The sequence below is a fragment of the Piscibacillus sp. B03 genome (assembly GCF_052246295.1).
In the GTDB taxonomy this organism is placed as follows: Bacteria; Bacillota; Bacilli; order Bacillales; family Alkalibacillaceae; genus Piscibacillus.
Window position 1 is genome coordinate 23,387 of the sequence record NZ_JBQQCO010000004.1, and the last position, 17,665, is coordinate 41,051.

Here is a 17,665-nt window from a genome sequence, read left to right on the forward strand (position 1 = left end):
AGACTGTCATCCTTATAAAAGAACATTTAAATACCAATTAATTAACGTTTCATGATAAAAATAAGCAATGATTGCTCCCGCTGCTATAAACGGTCCGAATGCAAATGGGACGCCCCTTTTTACCTTGCCAAACATCATCAGAATGACACCTATAATGGCGCCTAATAATGATGCAAAGAATAACGTCATCAAGGTACCTTCTAAACCGAGCACTAAACCGATAACACCAAATAGTTTAATGTCGCCTCCACCCATTCCGCCTTTACTTAATAACGCAATTAAAAATAACAACACAAAACCAACGATGGCTCCAAGGAACGCATCATACCAAGGGTCAGTTGGAATAATTATTCTTAGGGGTACTAAAATTGATAGAAAAAATAACAATATTCGGTTAGGAATGAGTTGGTAATGAACATCTGTAATCGTGATGATCACTAGTAAACTAACAAACACCCATGCAACGATGAGTTCTAACTGAAACCCTATATGATAGAAAGATAGTAGAAATAAAATCGCTGTCAGTGCTTCAAAAAAAGGATATAAAGGAGAAATGCGACTCTCACACCGTCGACATTTCCCCTTTTGAAACAAATATGAAAACACAGGCACCAATTCGTAAGCCCGTAATCGTTTCTCACACCACGGGCAGTGAGACGGTGGACTTACGATTGATTCCTTTAATGGTACCCTCAACCCTACGACATTATAAAAAGAGCCGAGGATGAGGGCTAATATTGTGATGTAAAGGTATATAAATAACATAGCGTGTCATTCCATACTAAAATTAAGATTTTTATTATTAATCTATTTTATTATTGTCTTTATCAACATTCGCTTCACTAATATCCGTAACTGTAGCACCTTCTAATACAATCTCGACATCACCATCAGTTATAGTCCCTGATAAATTTATTCCATTATCACTCTCACCAAACCTTGGCCCATCACTCCAAGTAACCCCTTTATTATCATAATAGTCTTCTAAATTACTATCTTCACCTGGCAACTCATCATTCGTCACCTTGTACAACTCCGCAGCTTCAATCGCATTAATAGCCGATGACTTTAGACTATTATACTTAGAATCTTCTATCACCCCAGCAATCGCAGGTACCGCGATCAAAGCGATGATCCCTAAAATAATGATAACGGCTAGTAATTCAACTAGTGTTACACCTTTTTCCTTTTTCAATAATTGACGTGCTGTTTTTAACATGACACTCTCTCCCTTTAAGAATTATTTAGATTTGGTTATATAGATCAAACATTGGAACAACAATGGCTAACACGATTGCTCCAACGATGATGGACATCATAATAATCAATAGTGGTTCTAGTAATGTTTTAAGTTGATCGGCTGATGTGTCTACATCTTCTTCGTAGAAGTTTGCAATCTGGCTCAACATTTCTTCAAGTGACCCTGTCTTCTCCCCGACTGACAACATTTGTGTCACTAAGAATGGAAACGCCCAGTGGTCTTTCATTGGCTTTGAAAATGTGCCACCTTTTTTCAATGATTGCTTAGACTGTTCTAAAACGTGTCGTACAACTCTATTTTTAATCGTTTGTTTGGTCAGATCAATTGAATCAATAATGGGAACCGCATTTTTAAGTAGTGAATTTAATGTTCGTCCCATTGTAGCTAGGTTCGATTTCAGTATTAATTGCCCTATGACTGGCATTTTTAAAAACAATGAATCTAATTTAAATCTAGCATTATCTTTTTTCAATAGAATAATAGCACCAAGCAACCCACCTATTAAAATGAGTAAAATTATCAACCAATGATCAATGAGCGTGTTACTCAACGTTAAGACGACTTTTGTAATCAAAGGTAAATCGGCACCAAGCTGATCGAACATCGAAACAAATTGTGGTACGACGTACATTAAGAGAAACGTTACAACAGCTAAGGCCACAACCATAACCGTAACAGGATAAGCCAGACTTGATTTAACCTTTTGAATGGTTTTGTGCTGTTTCTGATAATAAACAGCTAACTCATCTAGTGTTTCTTCTAATGAACCACTGACTTCGGCACTGTGCACCACGTTAACTAAGATGGTTGGAAACACATGTGGGTGTTTGTCCATGGCCTTAGCTAACGACTTCCCTTGTCTTAAGTCGATTTCTATGTAGTAAAGGGCTTTGCTTAATACTTTGTTTTTCGTTTGTTCTCGTAATATTTTAATCGTATCAACAACGGTTAAGCCTGCTTCTAATAGTGCTGAGAATTGCTGGAGGAAAACGACTAAATCACGATTTTTAACTGGTTTACCTAAGTAAATATCTTTCGTCCAGATCGTCGTTTTAATTTCTTCTATTTGATTAACTTTATAGCCATCATCTTTAAGAATCTTCTTGGCTTGGTCTTCATTATAAGCCTCTATACGACCTTTTTTCTCCTGGCCATAGAAATCATACGCAACATATTTAAAAGCGGCCATTATCTTTTACCTCCACTACTCTGCTGCAACCCTTAGTACCTCTTCTGTTGTCGTTAACCCTTGTGCGACTTTGCGTAACCCGTCTTCAAATAGATAAGTGAACCCTTTTTCTCGAGCTATCTTTTGAATATCAATCGAAGTTTGATTATTTAAGATGGCTGCTTGGATGTCTTCATCAATGGTGAGGACTTCATGAATCGCAGTTCGTCCTCTATAGCCCGTTTGGTTACATGTTGGACAACCTTTACCTCGTTTAACTTGTTTAATATCGACTCCATATTTCGAAAAAATCTCTTGCTCTCTTTTAGTCGGTTCCTCAGCCGTAATACAGTCTTTACAAATCGTTCGAACAAGCCTTTGTGCGACAACGCCATTCAGTGACGTTCCTACTAAAAATCGTTCCACACCAATATTGATCAAACGGTCAATTGCACCAATTGAGTCATTTGTGTGCAAGGTACTTAACACTAAGTGACCTGTAATAGAGGCTCGTACCGCCATGTTGGCTGTGTCTTCATCACGAATCTCACCGACCATGATGATATCAGGGTCTTGTCTTAGCATGGACCTTAAGCCTGAAGCAAACGTTAAGTCCACTTTTGGATTAACTTGAATTTGGTTAATCCCGTTTAACTGATACTCAACCGGGTCTTCAATCGTAATGATATTAACATCTTCTTGGTTTAAACGAGTGAGTGCCCCATACATGGTAGAAGTTTTACCAGAACCAGTTGGCCCTGTTAACAAAACAATGCCATGTGGCTTTTCAATCATTTTTATAAAATCATCTAGGTGTTTTTCTTCAAAACCTAATGTAGCTAAATCGTTTGAAACCGCTTGGACATCTAAAACACGGATCACAACTTTTTCACCAAAAATCGTTGGCAGTGTGCTCACACGCATATCAATTTCTCGGCCTTCGACTTTTCGCTTGATTCGCCCGTCCTGTGGTATTTTCTGCTCGGTGATGTCTAGCCCTGCGATGATTTTAATACGAGTAATCAATGAAGACTGAATGTTTTTTGATAGAGTTTGTTCTGTTCGTAGAGAACCGTCTACTCGCAAACGGATTACAACATGGTGTTCGTGAGGATCTAAGTGAATGTCACTCGCTTTTTCAACAACAGCTTGTTGAATCACTTGATTAAGTAGTTTAACAACGGGTGAAGATTCTTCTTCAAGTGTTAAATCTTGTGAGGTTTCAGGCTCATGTTCTAGGTCAAATTGTTCTGCTAAATCTTCTTTTTCGTAATGTCTTAAGATCTGTTGCCTGATTTCATCTTTAGTCGCAATCGCTGGTTCGATGATAAAACCAGTCGATAGCCTTAAATCATTAAACACAAAATAATCTAATGGATCAGAAACCGCTACAACGAGCTTATTCTGTTCCTTTTTTAATGGTAAAACTAAATTTTCTCTTGCATAGTCTTTCGAAACTAAGTTTAATAGAGTTTTATCAATGTTGTAATTATGTAATCTCACATGGGGAATGCCCAATTGTTGTTGCAACACCTCCATAAGCTGCATTTCAGTAATGTCGCCAGATTCAATTAGTTTGTCGCCTAATTTTTGACCTGGTAGCTTTGTTTCTAAAGCATTATTTAATTGATCTTGTGTTATTAAGCCTTGCTGGGTTAGGATTTCTCCCAGTCTTAGCTTTACTTTTTTCGCCAAGTAGATCTTCCTTTCGTCACGAAAAGACATACATAATCTACTATAATTATGATACATTAGTAGTATAAAATACATTATACTATTTTACTAGAAAAAAATCGAGGAATGTTGAGCATGTTATCCCCATTATCGAACGAAAAAGGTATGACGTTAATCGAATTACTGGGTTCCCTTGTCATTCTATCAATTGTGTTGATAGGCTTCTTCTCTGTGTTCACTCAATCGGCCAAGATGCAAAACACAAATGAAGAACAGATGGTTGCGACGAACTTAGCACGAACAGCCTTGGATGACGTGCGTGAAATGGGTACAGAGGCATTCACCTTAGATACCTATGAACAGTTTAATATGGACGGCTATCCTCAAGTCCCATCTGTCACTCAGTCAGGAAACTTTCACACCCATCCTAATTATTCATTAACACTACAACTCTCTGAAGAATCGAATAGTTCACTTTGGTTAGCTAAAATTATCATTTTTTCTGATGAGAAAGCTTTAACGGAAACTTATACTTATATTGAGGTGGATTCAGAATGACTGAAGAACGTGGGATTACATTAGTTGAGTTACTTGCGACACTTGTTTTAACCTTTATTGTTGGCTCCGTCGTGTTCTCTGTTACGATGTCCGCCATAAATAACTATCAACAATCAGAAGTTCAATCTCAAGTACAATCTGACCTGAATCGGTTTGTGGCACACCTAACAGACATACACCAAACACATCAACAATACTCCATTACTCGAGAAGATGCGTCTACATATATCATCCAACTACCAGATGATCAACAATACACGTTTAATGGTCACGCTGAGAATTATGACTTATACATCGGAAAATCAATTCGTAATCGCGGAAGTTTATTATCCGACACGCGAATAAACATTGGAGAGACCGTTGACGTGAACAATATAGAGAGAGTGAAATTATTCATTGAAGTAACGTCTCCATCCAATAAACGTTTTAAGCCGATGACAGTTTCGACTTCCATTTCACAAATCATCGGATCAAAGGATCGTGATTAAGATGAAAAACAATTTTAATAACGAACGTGGTGCTGCTTTAATTATGGTGTTATTAACCATCGCTTTAATCATGCTGTTTTCTACCGTGATGATGAATAGTATTTTATCAAATGCCAAACAAAATGACGTCATGGATCACCATAATAGGGCGACACACATTGCCGAAATGGGTGCGACGTATGTGAAAGAACAATTCAAGATATTTTTGGAAGAAACTGATGTAAGGTTAAATGAAGATGGTATTAGCACAATGGTGGCTGACACTCAAACCAAAATCGAGCAAGTTGAAATTGACCCTGATCACCCTGACCGTTATTTTGAATTAGATTCTGATTTCACTTACGAAAATACGAGTGAAGGGTCAAAAGTGTCAGTTAATATCATTGGTCATGATGATGAATTTAGTGAAGACATAACGTTAACGTTTAACTTGAAAAAGGGCGAGGTACCTATAGATGATTGGGAATCTGATAGCGAAACACCCCCTTCCCCACCTAGTGACCCTGACTACTATTATGATGAAGATGTTTCTTGGAAAAATAGTTGTCCTATTGATGGCGATAGCACATACGTTATAAAAGGGAACTTCGATACGAAGAACTGTTCAGATGGTGAAATTGAAGACTTATTCCTTGATGGACAACTGACTGTAAAAAGCAGCGACCTAACCGTTAACGGCACGGCTGTTTTAAATGGTGTAGACATTACCACACTGTCAAAACTAATAATCAAAGGAAACGCTTATATTAACTCTGTATTGACAAGTGAAAATAACCCAAACAGTCAATTTTTAGCTTGCGGTCATGCTCGATTTAAAGAAACAGTCGACTATAAAGGGAATTTTGGTGTCAGAGGATATGTTATTGCAGACAAAGAAATGATCTTTAGTAATAATCCTGTCGTGTTTGGAAACGACGCTATATTAAAAGGTGGCCTGATGCTAGATGGTACAGACCTGGAGGTTGATGGAGATTTGACGATTCACTCGGATAGGACGATCGATCATTTACATACTGGATTAGGAGGCGACATATTCGCATCAGGGGACATCACCGTTCATACACCTGACCAAGACAGTCCTTTTAAGAATCCTGATATTCAATCCTTTCACCCTGGCGCTGATGTCACTGCCACGTTCCCTGATTGTCATGATGCCCCGCCATTAGAGCAAACATCCGAGCCCGTAGTAGAAATTGAAGATGGCAGTTATTAGATTTAGTTATATTAAATCAAGGAAATCAAGAGGTCGGAACAAAAGAAAAATAGCTGATAAGAAAACGAAAATTGAGTGTTACTAGCGTAGTCAAAATGCTGAGACTCCTGGTCGGCTAAAAACGGCCACGTCCTGCGCCTGCGATTACTCGGCGCAAACTTAGGCAAAGAAGTAATGCAAGTAGCATTTGTGGCCAACGCCGACACTAGACCGTCCGGGTCGACGCAGAACAGCACGAGCTAAGGGGCCACAGGATGTGGGTCAGTTCGGCGTTGCAACATGGATGTTGCGAACTTAGCCGAACATCCTTAATAAACAAACGTTAGTGAGTTTGGGGAAGTTGAAGCCGTGTCTGCGGTAAGCGAAACATTTTGACTTAGCAAAAAAATAAAGAAGAATATTAGGAGTGATATTCTTCATAATATTCTTCATAATATTCTTCTTTTTCTAGGTTAACAAATGTATTGTCCCAACCTCTTTCTCTTTAATCTTCTATACTTCTCCATAACGTTAGAGCCGCATAGCTTCTATATGGCGACCACTCTTTGGCTTTTTTCTCAACGACATCTTTAGTTGGCTTTTTGTCCATTTGCCACATTTTCTTGAGTGCGTTTTGGATCCCAATATCAGCTGCTGGGAACAAGTCATCTCTTCCTAGCGCAAATAAAAGCCAGTTTTGCACCGTCCATGGGCCTATGCCTCTAACTTTTCCAAGCTTTTTCATAATCTCTTCAGTAGGTAGCTTAGATATTTCATGTAAATCAAGTTCTCCATCAACCATTTGGCGCGAAGTATCAATCACATATTCAGCTTTGCGTTGGCTGAATTGTAATTCTCTTAAATCTTCATAATCTAATTTAGCTACTGTCTCAGGTTCAGGATAAAACCAAGATCCATCTACTTCTTTTCCGTATTTTTGAACAAAACGAGTGGATAATGTAAAAGCAAACTTCATGTTTAGCTGTTGATGGATAATGACTTTCATCAATGAATCATATAAGTTAAAGTCTCTTACGATTGGTGTTCCTTGATACTGGTTAAATAACATAGATAAATCCGTTTGTTGGAAAAATTGATGAACATCATCTAAGTCCTTATCCCATTGAAAAATATTACGGATATGTTCAAAAATTATATCTTGATCTATATCATGATCAGACATCACAGCAAAGACCGGTTTTTCAGTCGTACCTTCAGCTTTAACGCGTACCACTACTTTATTGTTATCTAAACGAACTGGCACGTCAACCCAACGTTCTTTATGATTTGTTCGAATGAGTGGGTCCATGCTTAGACGTCTTAACGAATAGTCGAAATCATATATGCCTTGTGCGTGATAATACTCTTTCCACATAGTTAACTTCCCCTTTTCTTCTACACTAATAACAGTGTACATCTATCTCATTTTATGGCAAAACATTTTGATTGATGAAGTCAAAATTAAACGGCTTACACTAGAAGCCGCTTAATAAATAGGAACGTGCCTCTCCCATAACAAATCTTCGAGAGACCCGAACTCATATCCTCTTTTTCTAAGTTCATCAATTAAGTGACTTAGGGCATCTGCATTATCTTGCGAGACGGTGTGTAGTAAAATAATCGCACCTGGATGAACCTGTTCCATCACTTCATTAAAAGCATGTTTCCACCCATTTTTGCGATCACTGTACCAGTCCACAAATGCCACTGTCCAAAATACATTAACATAGCCGAGCTCGTCAGTTACGGCAAGTGACTTTTCATTGAATTTGCCCTCTGCAGGTCTAAAAAATTGAACTGTGTCTTGTCCTGTGTACTTTTTAATTTTATCATCTAAGTCTTTAAGGTCTTTTTTCATTTGAGCCTCAGACGCTTTTGTATAATCTAAGTGTTTATTTGAATGGTTTCCAATAATGTGCCCTTCCTTTACCATTCGTTTAACTAAGTTCTGCTCATCATCAACATAATGTCCTGTTAAAAAGAACGTCGCAGGAACCTTTTTCTCCTTTAAGATGTCAAGTACTGTTGATGTGTACCCCTCTTCATAACCATTATCAAAGGTTAAGTACACCTTCTTCTGATTAGGGTCGCCCATGTATATGCCATTATATTTTTCAATTAATGGTGCGTAAAAGCCTAAATCAGGTGGTTGTTCATTATATTGTTTTTTATAACCATATCCATAAGTCTCTTCAACTGGTGTGGCTGCTGTTGTAAGCGAGCTACACAACAAGCTGACTAAGACTAGCAAGATTACCTTTTTCATGTCGTCATCCTCCATGCATTTTTTTATATTTTGCGTTGGATACAAAAAATAATACCTAAAGAGTTTAAGGAGGACGATTTTAGGTAATGGTTTAGTAAACGCAATAGATAAAATAAAAACCCTAGTCGAGGCAGGTGAACAAATTGATCCGTACAATTTTAATGATCATTGGTTTAATCGTCGTGATTGGATTTATTCTGTCATTAATATAAGGTAAGTAAAAAAGGCTTTTGCGCACTTGTCGCAAAAGCCTTTTTATTATAATACTAACGATGCTACCCAACCGAAGATAAAGAGTGGAATGTTAAAGTGTAAGAATGTCGGGACAACGGTGTCCCAAATGTGATTGTGCTTACCATCAACATTTAGACCAGCAGTTGGACCTAATGTACTGTCTGACGCTGGGCTCCCGGCATCACCTAGTGCACCTGCTGTACCAATTAATGCTGCTATTGCCAATGGTGAGAATCCAGCTTGAGTTGCGATTGGCACGAATAATACAGCTAAAATCGGAATTGTACCGAAAGACGTTCCAATACCCATTGTAATGATCAAACCAATGACTAAAAGAATAAAGGCTATTAAAGCTTTTTGCCCTTCTAACATTCCTGATGATGCATCCACTAATGCTTCTGCTGAACCTGTTTCTTGTAAAATTCCACCGTAACCAGAAGCAGCTAACATAATAAAGGCGATCATCCCCATCATGCCAATACCTTTAGACATGATTTCTTCACTCTGCTTATATGGTACGGCAACTAAGATAAACATTAATAGTAAACCAGTTAAAGCACCTAAGACCATTTCTCCAGTTTCAATCTGAACGACTACTGCAACGACAATAGCGATCAGAGTCATAAGGTGTTTCTTTTCAAACTTAAATGCTTCATCATCTACATCTTCAAATTCAGTTGGCTGTCCCTCGGGTTCAATTTGACTATAATCACGTTTTTTACGGTACGTAATGAAAATTGCAACTAATAAACCTACAACCATCCCAAGTCCTGGAATAATCATGGAAGAAGCAATTTCACCTACAGACAATTCAACTCCACTATTTGCCATACTATCTTGAATCGTTTGATGGAAGATTAACCCAAAACCAACAGGTAACATAACATAAGGTGCTTTTAAACCAAATGTTAATGACGTGGCTACTGCACGACGGTCCAATTGCATTTTATCGAATAAAGCAATTAATGGTGGAATTAAAATTGGGATAAACGCAATGTGAACAGGTACTAAGTTTTGTGAGAATGATGCAATGATCGCAATCGCAATTAGCATTACACCACGCTTCCCTTTCACCGCTTTTCTTAAAAATTGTACGATCCCCTTTGTAATTCCTGTGTATGAGATAGCAGCTGCAAAGCCACCTAATAATATATAACTTATGGCAGTATTAGCATTACCACCCATGTTAGACACAAACATGCCTACAGTGTCTGTAAAGCTTAAATCAGATAATAATCCAGCTGAAAAAGCTGAAATGATAATAGCTACTAATACATTCACTTTAAATAAGCTTAAAACCGTTAAGATTATGACAGATATAATAACTGCTGAAGCCATTCAGAACTCTCCCTTTTTCATCTTGTTATCGCGTTAACACTTTATCATGATAAAGGTAGGGATTTAAAAAATCAACCCCTTTTTGAAAATTTTATGGGGTTGATCTCGTTGTTATGCTTCTTCTATTTCAACTGTCTCGACTACTTCAATTGATCCAATAACCGATTGAACCATTGAGCAGTTCTTACTTGCAATTTCTAAGCTCTTTTGTAGCTTTTTCTCATTTAAATTTTTACCTTTAACTTTGAATGTCAGTGTTATTTTTTCAATTTTATTAACGTCATCACCAGTACGCTCTACATCAGCATTAATCGTCATTTCATCAAATTCAACTTTTTGTTTCGCTAAAATTTTCCTATAAACAGAAGCACTGCAACCTGCTAATGATGCCACCATTAATTGAAAAGGTCGAAAACCTACTTCATCGTTTGGTGAGATATCTAGAGTACCATAGTTTGTCTGCGTTTTAATTTCGTCTTGTGTTACGTGGAATTTCATGAACGTCACTCCTAATCAGTAATTCGTTTTGATTTCATTTTAACACGGATGTAGGGTAAAATGTCATTGACTTTGCTCAGGAGGGAGTTGAGAATTTGGTAGGACCTAAAGCACGTTTTGCGATTCTCGTTACAATAGTTGGGATATCAGGCTTATCTCAAGGTATGTTATTACCTGTTATTGCTGTTTTGCTTGAACAAAACGGTATATCGTCATCCATAAATGGCCTTCATGCCACGGCCTTATACATAGGAATATTAGTAATCTCACCATTTTTAGAAAAACCTTTAAGAACTTATGGGTATAAGCCACTAATTCTAATAGGTGGGGCTTTAGTGTTTTTATCATTATTCTTCTTTACAATTTGGGAATCTCTTTGGTTCTGGTTTGTTCTTAGAATGATGATTGGAATTGGTGATAACATTTTACACTTTGGTACTCAGACATGGATCACAACGACAACAGATGAAAAGAATCGTGGTCGAAACATCGCAGTATACGGGTTAATGTTCGCTTTAGGATTTGCTATTGGTCCATTAATGACTTCGTTAATACAATTTAGTCCGACTTTACCGTTTGTGGTGAGCGGAGTTATGTGTTTAATTGTTTGGTCATTGATGTTCTTCGTTCGTAACGAACTGCCTGTTCAAGATGATGGTATGCAAGTAACGTCAACTCGTTCACTCGGACGTTTCATAGGTACTATTAAATATGCTTGGGTCGCATTCTTAGCTCCTTTTGCGTACGGTTTTTTAGAAGCATCATTGCACGGGAATTTCCCAGTATACGCAATGCGAATAGGTCATGATGTATCGATGATTTCATTGATTATACCTTGTTTCGCAGCTGCAAGTATCATTTCATCTATTCCTTTAGGGATCTTAAGTGATAAAATAGGCCGTCGAAAGGTCCTAGCCTTCGTTCTAACTGGGGGGATGTTAATTTTTGCGGTTGCTGTAATGGTAGAACATTCTGTCGTCGGTTTATTTATTGTCTTTGCTTTATCCGGATTACTGGTGGGTTCGTTATTTTCGTTAGGTATGTCTTTTATGACAGATTTACTGCCAAAGAGTTTACTCCCTGCGGGTAATATATTATGTGGTGTGTTCTTTAGCCTTGGTAGTATTTCAGGTCCTGCGTTAAGTGGTGTTTATATAGAATTATTTCCTGGCTACTCCTTCTTCTATGTCATTACAGCCTTTCTAGGCATTGTTCTCATACTAATTCTCATGTTTGCACAGAAGCCCCAATTAGAAAAGCACGCGTAATCACGCGTGCTTTCATGCTTTAAATAATCTTGCCTTATGTCGATGTAATATTGCATTGATTTCTCCACCAATAACTAACATCATCCCTGATAAGAAAAACCAAATCATTAATACGATAATACTTCCAAGACTTCCGTACGTATATGAAAAGTTTCCTAGGTTCTCTACATAATATGCAAACCCCAATGAAGTTAATTGCCACCCAATAGTCGCAATGACTGCACCAGGCAATGCATGTTTTAAAGAGATTTTTTGGCTTGGTCCTAACATATACAAGACTGTTAACACCAAAATAATAATAAAGAAAGAAATAACCCAACGAAATGAATCCCAAAATTGAATAAAGTTCTCAGAATAACCTAGGAAATCAAATATATAATTGCCGATTGCTCTGCCGAAAACAGGTAAGGCTAATGCAATAGAAATAACTAAGACCATTGCAACCGTTAATGCAATCGATATCAACCTAGTGATAATAAATGAACGAGTCTCTTCTGTTTCATAGGCACGATTAAATACTCTCATTAACGCATTTATCCCGTTTGATGCAGACCAAATCGTTAAGATAATACCAAGTGATAACAGCCCGCCGTTTCGATCTTCCATCAATTGATTCACATTATTAATAATCAAATTCATCGACTCACCTGGCACATAACGATGGATAATATTAAACACACTATCTTTATCAATTGGCAAGAAACCTATTAATGTCAATAAAAAGATAAGAAAAGGAAATAAAGACAATAAAAAGAAATACGCTAACTGTGCGGACATCCCGACAACATCATCATCTACAAAATGATGATATAAATCTTTCCAAAAATGGGCTGTAAAAATCACAATTCATTCACCTACTGTTTATCTTGACCTTGATCTACCTTATCTATAAGTCGTTCAACTTGATCAATCTGTTCCAATAATTTATCTGTGCCTTTGCTAACTTGATCTAGCTTCAGCCGTAGTTGTCTAATTGAATCAGAAGGGTGACTATAAATATGTTTTATTTGGTTATATGTCTTTTTAGAACCACTTTTAAAATTCTCCCGTTCTTCTCGATTAAACATTGATACAGCTAATCCAATTGCGGCTCCAATCAACACACTCGACTGCCATGATTTTAATTTCATTTTATTCCTCCTGTCTAAATGTCATGATTTATTCTGATATCATGCAATAAATTTTGACAAGCTTCTGTCACAAGGTCGTATGTTTCATTGAAATCTCCTGTGAAATAAGGATCTGGAACATTCCTTGTATCGTGGTGGTCAACATAATCTAATAATTTTTTAAGAGACGCAGTTGATTCAGCAGGCTTCAAATCATTTAAAGCTTTTATATTATCGTCATCCATAGCAAAAATATAATCAAAATGCTCAAAATCAGAAGGTTCCACCTGTCTTGCAGTCAAACCAGATCCATTAATATTGTTTTCTTTAAGTTTTTTTAATGTACCTTCATGAGGCGGTGAACCTATATGATAATTAGAAACTCCAGCTGAATCGACGACAAAATGATCGTCTAAATTTTTTTGAGTCACCAAATTCGAGAAGACTGCTTCTGCCATCGGCGACCGACAAATATTTCCTAAACAAACAAATAACACTTTTACCAACTAACATCACCTTCACTATAATATAGTCGCTATATTTTATATTCCCTTTAACCACTATCATAAACAAAATTAGCCCACAATAAAAGAAGTTAAAATTGAAAAAAATCCCTAATCGATATTTTCTCTAATAATTTACATCACAAAGGTAAAAATAACGTTAAATGTTTATGACGTGAAGGGAGGTTTACTAAAATGGAAAAAATAAACTTAAATAGTAATGAAATTAGTGTAATGTGGACACAGTATATTCAGAACTCACTTTATGTACAAATTTTAAAATACTTCTTCGAAACAGTTGAAGATCAAGAAACTAAGGACATTGTTGAGAAGGCTTTAGCTCTATCAGAACGAATAGAACAAGAGGTTAAAACTATATTCAAACGTGAAAACCTCCCTATCCCGTATGGTTTCAGTAGTAAAGATGTTAATTTGAATGCTGAAAAATTATTCTTAGATCCATTTATGATTCAGTTTTTAGAACACACTTTAAAAGCTGGTATCTTAGCACATGGATCAACATTAATGGTCAGTACACGAAAAGATATTCGTGACTTATTTTCAGATACGACGCAAGAATCGGTAAAGTTATTTAATGAATGTATAGACTTATCACTGAAAAAAGGGCTTCTTGTTCGCCCCCCTAGTATTGAAGTTCAACCAGAAGTCGAATTCATAAATCATAAGAGGTATATGAGTTTTTTCAGTAATCGACCACTCAACACAGTCGAACTTACGCATTTATTTGAAATTATAAAAACAAATACAGTTGGGGTTATGATTACCATGGCTTCAGCCCAGACAACTGATCATCAAGAAGTAAAGGATTATATGATTCGTGGTATGAACATATCTCAAAAACACGTTAAGGTTTTCAAAAAAATTATTGAAGAATCTTATATTGATGCACCAATGGGTTCTAACAGCTATATAACCAACTCACATGAACGAGTGTTTTCAGATAAGTTGATGATGCATTTTATGTCTGTTCTGAGTGCTGCTGGACAAGGAAATTATTCAACTGCATCAACAGCTAGTATGAGAAGCGATATCACGCTAAACTACCAACGTTTATCTGCTGAGATTGCAATGTATGCAAAAGATGGAGCAGATATTATGATTAAAAACGGCTGGCTTGAAGAGCCCCCACAAGTACCTAACCGAGAAAAACTAATTAAGAGTTAAAAGAGGCGGGAAAATGAGGAATAAAAAACTTGAAGTACTTTTTTGGAGCATTGCCTTTCCCGGTTTTGGACAACTACTTAACCACCAACTTGTAAAAGGAATAGCTTTAATCATTCTTGAGGTATTGATTAACGTCATGAGTAAATTTAATCAAGCCATCCTCTATAGTTTTATTGGAGAGATTGAGAAGGCTGTTCATGTAGTTGATTATCAATGGCTGATGTTCTATCCATGTATATATTTCTTCGGAATATGGGATGCATATAAGCATGCAGAAGGCGAAAATCCATCGTATGAATTTCTACCTTTTGTCTTTTCAGCATTCTTTGTGACAGTTGGCCTAATGTATTCATACCGTACAGAAGTGCTCGGGGTTATTGTAGGTCCGGTATGGTTACCGATTATTTTCTTAATACCAGGAATATGTATTGGCCTATTTATCCGTAAATTAATTTTACATTATACAGCAAAAACATATTGAAGAGGATCCCCTTTAATTACATAGGAAACCCTCTTTTTTAATCTGTTAAGCTTGTAATACAATGTTCATCGTCATTTCTTGGATTATTGACGTGCTGACTTACGGGGTAGGCCTCTAAACTTTCTGTAGGCAAGCTCAAAACAAACTCTTTCATTTCAGTAGCATCTTTAAGATTAAAATCTAGCCACTCATTTTCATGGTCTTTTGGCAATATGACTGGCATACGATGATGAATATCATTCATAAAATCATCTGCTTCTTTAGTTAGAATCGTACAGGTCACAAGCTCTTGTTCATCACGTTTCCAACGATCCCAGAGACCAGCAAATGCGAATAAGTTTCTGTCAGACACCTTAATTCTCATAGGTTGCTTTCCTTGCTCTGTCTTTTTCCATTCATAGAAACTATCTGCTAATATTAAGCATCTTCTTCTTTCCATTAACCTTTTAAAGCTCGGTTTCTCATCAGCTGTTTCAGCTCTTGCGTTAATCATCTTATGACCAATTTTTTGATCTTTAGCCCAAAAAGGAACTAAGCCCCACTTCATGTTTCCAGCACGATTTTGCTCGCCATCATGAATAATTGTTAACACATCTTGACTAGGTGCAACATTATAACGTATCGAAAAATTAGGAGGCTGGTGCAACTCATATTCTTCTGCTACCTCGTCGGGATTCGCTACAAAGGTAAACCGACCACACATAGAATCACCCTGCTTTCACATCATTTAAAGCACATTGAATTCGATTTTGCGTTTCTTTTGCTAATTCATCAAGTGTCATATTTTCAACCTGCTCAACCGATATCGGCTCACAAATTGTCATATAGACTGTTGCTTTTTTAATTCTGTTCTTATTCTCTTCCATAATTTTGTATGTACCCTCAATCATGACAGGTAACACCGGAACTTTTGCCTTTTTCGCTAACGCAAAACTACCGCTTTTAAACGGTAACATCTCACTTCCCATTGACCTTGTACCCTCAGGATAAATAACAAGTGGATGACCATCTTTTAACAATTCTATACCTTTTTTAAAGGTTTTAACCGATTCACGGCGATTTTTACGATCTAAGAACAAACAATCCATGACTTCCATCCAAGGCTTAACGATTGGAATCTTGCTCACTTCAATTTTTGAAATAAATCCAAAAGGCTCTTTGAAATAACCTAAATATGCAAAAATATCGTAGTTTGCTTGATGGTTCCCTACGATTAAGTAAGGAGGTTCAATAATATTCTCCTCCCCTTTTATGATTACCTTTGACCCAGATTGTTTAAAAAATTGGCGCCCAAATTGTTTAGGAACTTTATGTACCATCCGGTTATACTCGGCTCGTGAATAGTCCTCACGGTTTAACTTTTTCAGCCGTTTTAAAACAAGTCCTGTGTAAAGCACATAAATAACCCCATATACTAAACTCCATATCGTTCGCATGCTGATTCTCTCCCTTATGTCCATTAACAATATTTTATCAAAATAGGTTGAAAAAAGTAGGTGCTTTCAGAAATTTGTCTATCTAATATGTTAAAATACTTTAAAAGAGATAAAGGAAGGGATATAGGATATGTATAAAACGTTATTAGAACAAGCTGATGTCGCAATTTTTGATTTAGATGGTACATTATATGAAGGCACCGATCATTTTAATCTTCATGTAGACAATCTAAAACAACAACTTGAAGATGAGAAAAAAGAGCAATTCCAAGATATATACAATAAAATCTTACGAGGTGAACACCCTGTTCAAATCGGGAAGATCTATGACGGTTTAAGAGATATCGTGTGGAGCTGGGACCCCTTCACTGAGGAATTAACTGAGGCACGCAATTGGAACAATGAAGTTGTTACAGTTAAAGATGCACCTAACAAAATCGCTGCTCATGAATTTGACTTTAAAAACTGGGTACCAATTGGTGATGGTTGGTGGCCACCATATGCGATTGCGAGACACTTTGGAATAAGTATTGATGCCATTCAAGCTTCTTATAATAAAACAAAAGAACAAATGGCAGAGTTAGACGGTTACCTTAGACAGACACCTGGCCTAAAAGAATATCTAAAAGAATTAAAACAAAACACGCGTTTAGTTGTTTGCACGAATAGTGATGAAGTAGATGCTAAACGATTACTAAAGTTTTTAGAGATTGATGAACACTTTGAAGAGCTTATTCCTTCAGCCATGAAGCCTGTGCAAACGAAGAAGCATTTCAAATATGTATTAGATCATTTCGATGTAAAACCTGAACAAGTTGTATCTGTGGGCGATAACTTCATGAATGAAGTCGCGCCAGCATTGCAACTAGGCATGAAAGCCGTTTGGTTAACAGACGCTAAAGAGAAACCTGTTGAAAATAATCAATACGTTTTAACTGATACACTTGCGCAATAAGGGATGTTTTTAAGTTAGTGGAAAGCTTTCGCCAAAGTGAGACTAGCTTTC

The 17,665-nt window shown here is 36.9% G+C and carries 20 protein-coding genes; 7 read left to right on the plus strand and 13 right to left on the minus strand.

Going from position 1 to position 17,665, the window contains the following annotated elements:
- Positions 1 to 12: 12 nt before the first annotated feature.
- From ACTWQB_RS04055 to ACTWQB_RS04070, 4 genes are read right to left on the minus strand one after another with little or no spacing between them, the layout of a single operon-like run.
- Positions 13 to 765 (minus strand): prepilin peptidase, encoded by a 753-nt coding sequence (locus ACTWQB_RS04055; RefSeq protein ID WP_443137904.1) that lies wholly within the window; start codon positions 763 to 765, stop codon positions 13 to 15.
- A gap of 37 nt (positions 766 to 802) precedes the next feature.
- A complete protein-coding gene (locus tag ACTWQB_RS04060) occupies positions 803 to 1,219 on the minus strand; it encodes a prepilin-type N-terminal cleavage/methylation domain-containing protein (RefSeq protein ID WP_443137905.1) in 417 nt (138 codons plus the stop codon).
- 25 nt (positions 1,220 to 1,244) lie between these two features.
- Positions 1,245 to 2,450: a type II secretion system F family protein gene (locus tag ACTWQB_RS04065; RefSeq protein ID WP_443137906.1), complete on the minus strand. Its 1,206-nt coding sequence runs from the start codon at positions 2,448 to 2,450 to the stop codon at positions 1,245 to 1,247.
- Between the two features lie 15 nt (positions 2,451 to 2,465).
- Positions 2,466 to 4,124, minus strand: coding sequence for a GspE/PulE family protein (locus ACTWQB_RS04070; RefSeq protein ID WP_443137907.1), 1,659 nt, complete (start codon positions 4,122 to 4,124; stop codon positions 2,466 to 2,468).
- Positions 4,125 to 4,238: 114 nt separating this feature from the next.
- On the opposite strand from ACTWQB_RS04070, the gene ACTWQB_RS04075 reads away from it, so the two are divergent.
- Genes ACTWQB_RS04075 through ACTWQB_RS04085 form a run of 3 tightly spaced genes read left to right on the plus strand, consistent with a single transcriptional unit; the run spans position 4,239 to position 6,362 of the window.
- The gene (locus ACTWQB_RS04075) at positions 4,239 to 4,661 is read left to right on the plus strand and encodes a type IV pilus modification PilV family protein (RefSeq protein WP_443137908.1); all 423 of its coding nucleotides are present in this window, start codon (positions 4,239 to 4,241) and stop codon (positions 4,659 to 4,661) included.
- A complete protein-coding gene (locus ACTWQB_RS04080) occupies positions 4,658 to 5,149 on the plus strand; it encodes a hypothetical protein (RefSeq protein WP_443137909.1) in 492 nt (163 codons plus the stop codon). Before ACTWQB_RS04075 ends, ACTWQB_RS04080 begins: the two co-directional genes overlap by 4 nt.
- Position 5,150: 1 nt before the next feature.
- On the plus strand, positions 5,151 to 6,362 hold the full coding sequence (locus tag ACTWQB_RS04085) for a hypothetical protein (protein ID WP_443137910.1): 1,212 nt from the start codon (positions 5,151 to 5,153) through the stop codon (positions 6,360 to 6,362).
- A gap of 484 nt (positions 6,363 to 6,846) precedes the next feature.
- Here the strand turns inward: ACTWQB_RS04085 and ACTWQB_RS04090 are convergent, their stop codons facing one another.
- From ACTWQB_RS04090 to ACTWQB_RS04105, 4 genes are all read right to left on the minus strand, one after another.
- Positions 6,847 to 7,716 carry a DNA-3-methyladenine glycosylase family protein gene (locus ACTWQB_RS04090; RefSeq protein ID WP_443137911.1) on the minus strand — a complete coding sequence of 290 codons (870 nt, stop codon included), beginning with the start codon at positions 7,714 to 7,716 and terminating at the stop codon, positions 6,847 to 6,849.
- 111 nt (positions 7,717 to 7,827) lie between these two features.
- On the minus strand, positions 7,828 to 8,607 hold the full coding sequence (gene pdaA, locus ACTWQB_RS04095; RefSeq protein WP_443137912.1) for a delta-lactam-biosynthetic de-N-acetylase: 780 nt from the start codon (positions 8,605 to 8,607) through the stop codon (positions 7,828 to 7,830).
- A 258-nt stretch (positions 8,608 to 8,865) separates the two neighbouring features.
- Positions 8,866 to 10,179, minus strand: coding sequence for a Na+/H+ antiporter family protein (locus tag ACTWQB_RS04100; protein ID WP_443137913.1), 1,314 nt, complete (start codon positions 10,177 to 10,179; stop codon positions 8,866 to 8,868).
- 111 nt (positions 10,180 to 10,290) lie between these two features.
- On the minus strand, positions 10,291 to 10,677 hold the full coding sequence (locus ACTWQB_RS04105; protein ID WP_443137914.1) for an OsmC family protein: 387 nt from the start codon (positions 10,675 to 10,677) through the stop codon (positions 10,291 to 10,293).
- 95 nt (positions 10,678 to 10,772) lie between these two features.
- On the opposite strand from ACTWQB_RS04105, the gene ACTWQB_RS04110 reads away from it, so the two are divergent.
- Positions 10,773 to 11,945 (plus strand): MFS transporter, encoded by a 1,173-nt coding sequence (locus ACTWQB_RS04110; protein WP_443137915.1) that lies wholly within the window; start codon positions 10,773 to 10,775, stop codon positions 11,943 to 11,945.
- 12 nt (positions 11,946 to 11,957) lie between these two features.
- Here the strand turns inward: ACTWQB_RS04110 and ACTWQB_RS04115 are convergent, their stop codons facing one another.
- From ACTWQB_RS04115 to ACTWQB_RS04125, 3 genes are read right to left on the minus strand one after another with little or no spacing between them, the layout of a single operon-like run.
- Positions 11,958 to 12,788 (minus strand): YihY/virulence factor BrkB family protein, encoded by an 831-nt coding sequence (locus ACTWQB_RS04115; protein ID WP_443137916.1) that lies wholly within the window; start codon positions 12,786 to 12,788, stop codon positions 11,958 to 11,960.
- An 11-nt stretch (positions 12,789 to 12,799) separates the two neighbouring features.
- On the minus strand, positions 12,800 to 13,075 hold the full coding sequence (locus tag ACTWQB_RS04120; RefSeq protein ID WP_443137917.1) for a YtxH domain-containing protein: 276 nt from the start codon (positions 13,073 to 13,075) through the stop codon (positions 12,800 to 12,802).
- Positions 13,076 to 13,089: 14 nt separating this feature from the next.
- Positions 13,090 to 13,551 (minus strand): low molecular weight protein-tyrosine-phosphatase, encoded by a 462-nt coding sequence (locus ACTWQB_RS04125; protein ID WP_443138026.1) that lies wholly within the window; start codon positions 13,549 to 13,551, stop codon positions 13,090 to 13,092.
- A 201-nt stretch (positions 13,552 to 13,752) separates the two neighbouring features.
- Here ACTWQB_RS04125 and ACTWQB_RS04130 point away from each other — a divergent pair, with 201 nt between their 5' ends.
- Entirely contained in the window at positions 13,753 to 14,742 is a 990-nt protein-coding gene (locus ACTWQB_RS04130; protein ID WP_443137918.1) for a DUF3231 family protein, read from the plus strand.
- A 13-nt stretch (positions 14,743 to 14,755) separates the two neighbouring features.
- Complete coding sequence (locus ACTWQB_RS04135) at positions 14,756 to 15,223, plus strand: hypothetical protein (protein WP_443137919.1); 468 nt, start codon at positions 14,756 to 14,758, stop codon at positions 15,221 to 15,223.
- Positions 15,224 to 15,260: 37 nt separating this feature from the next.
- On the opposite strand, the gene ACTWQB_RS04140 is transcribed toward ACTWQB_RS04135, so the two are convergent.
- On the minus strand, positions 15,261 to 15,926 hold the full coding sequence (locus ACTWQB_RS04140) for an SOS response-associated peptidase (RefSeq protein ID WP_443137920.1): 666 nt from the start codon (positions 15,924 to 15,926) through the stop codon (positions 15,261 to 15,263).
- A 4-nt stretch (positions 15,927 to 15,930) separates the two neighbouring features.
- Entirely contained in the window at positions 15,931 to 16,659 is a 729-nt protein-coding gene (locus ACTWQB_RS04145; protein WP_443137921.1) for a lysophospholipid acyltransferase family protein, read from the minus strand.
- 130 nt (positions 16,660 to 16,789) lie between these two features.
- Between ACTWQB_RS04145 and ACTWQB_RS04150 the strand changes: the two genes are divergently transcribed.
- On the plus strand, positions 16,790 to 17,614 hold the full coding sequence (locus ACTWQB_RS04150) for an HAD family hydrolase (protein ID WP_443137922.1): 825 nt from the start codon (positions 16,790 to 16,792) through the stop codon (positions 17,612 to 17,614).
- Positions 17,615 to 17,665 lie beyond the last annotated feature (51 nt).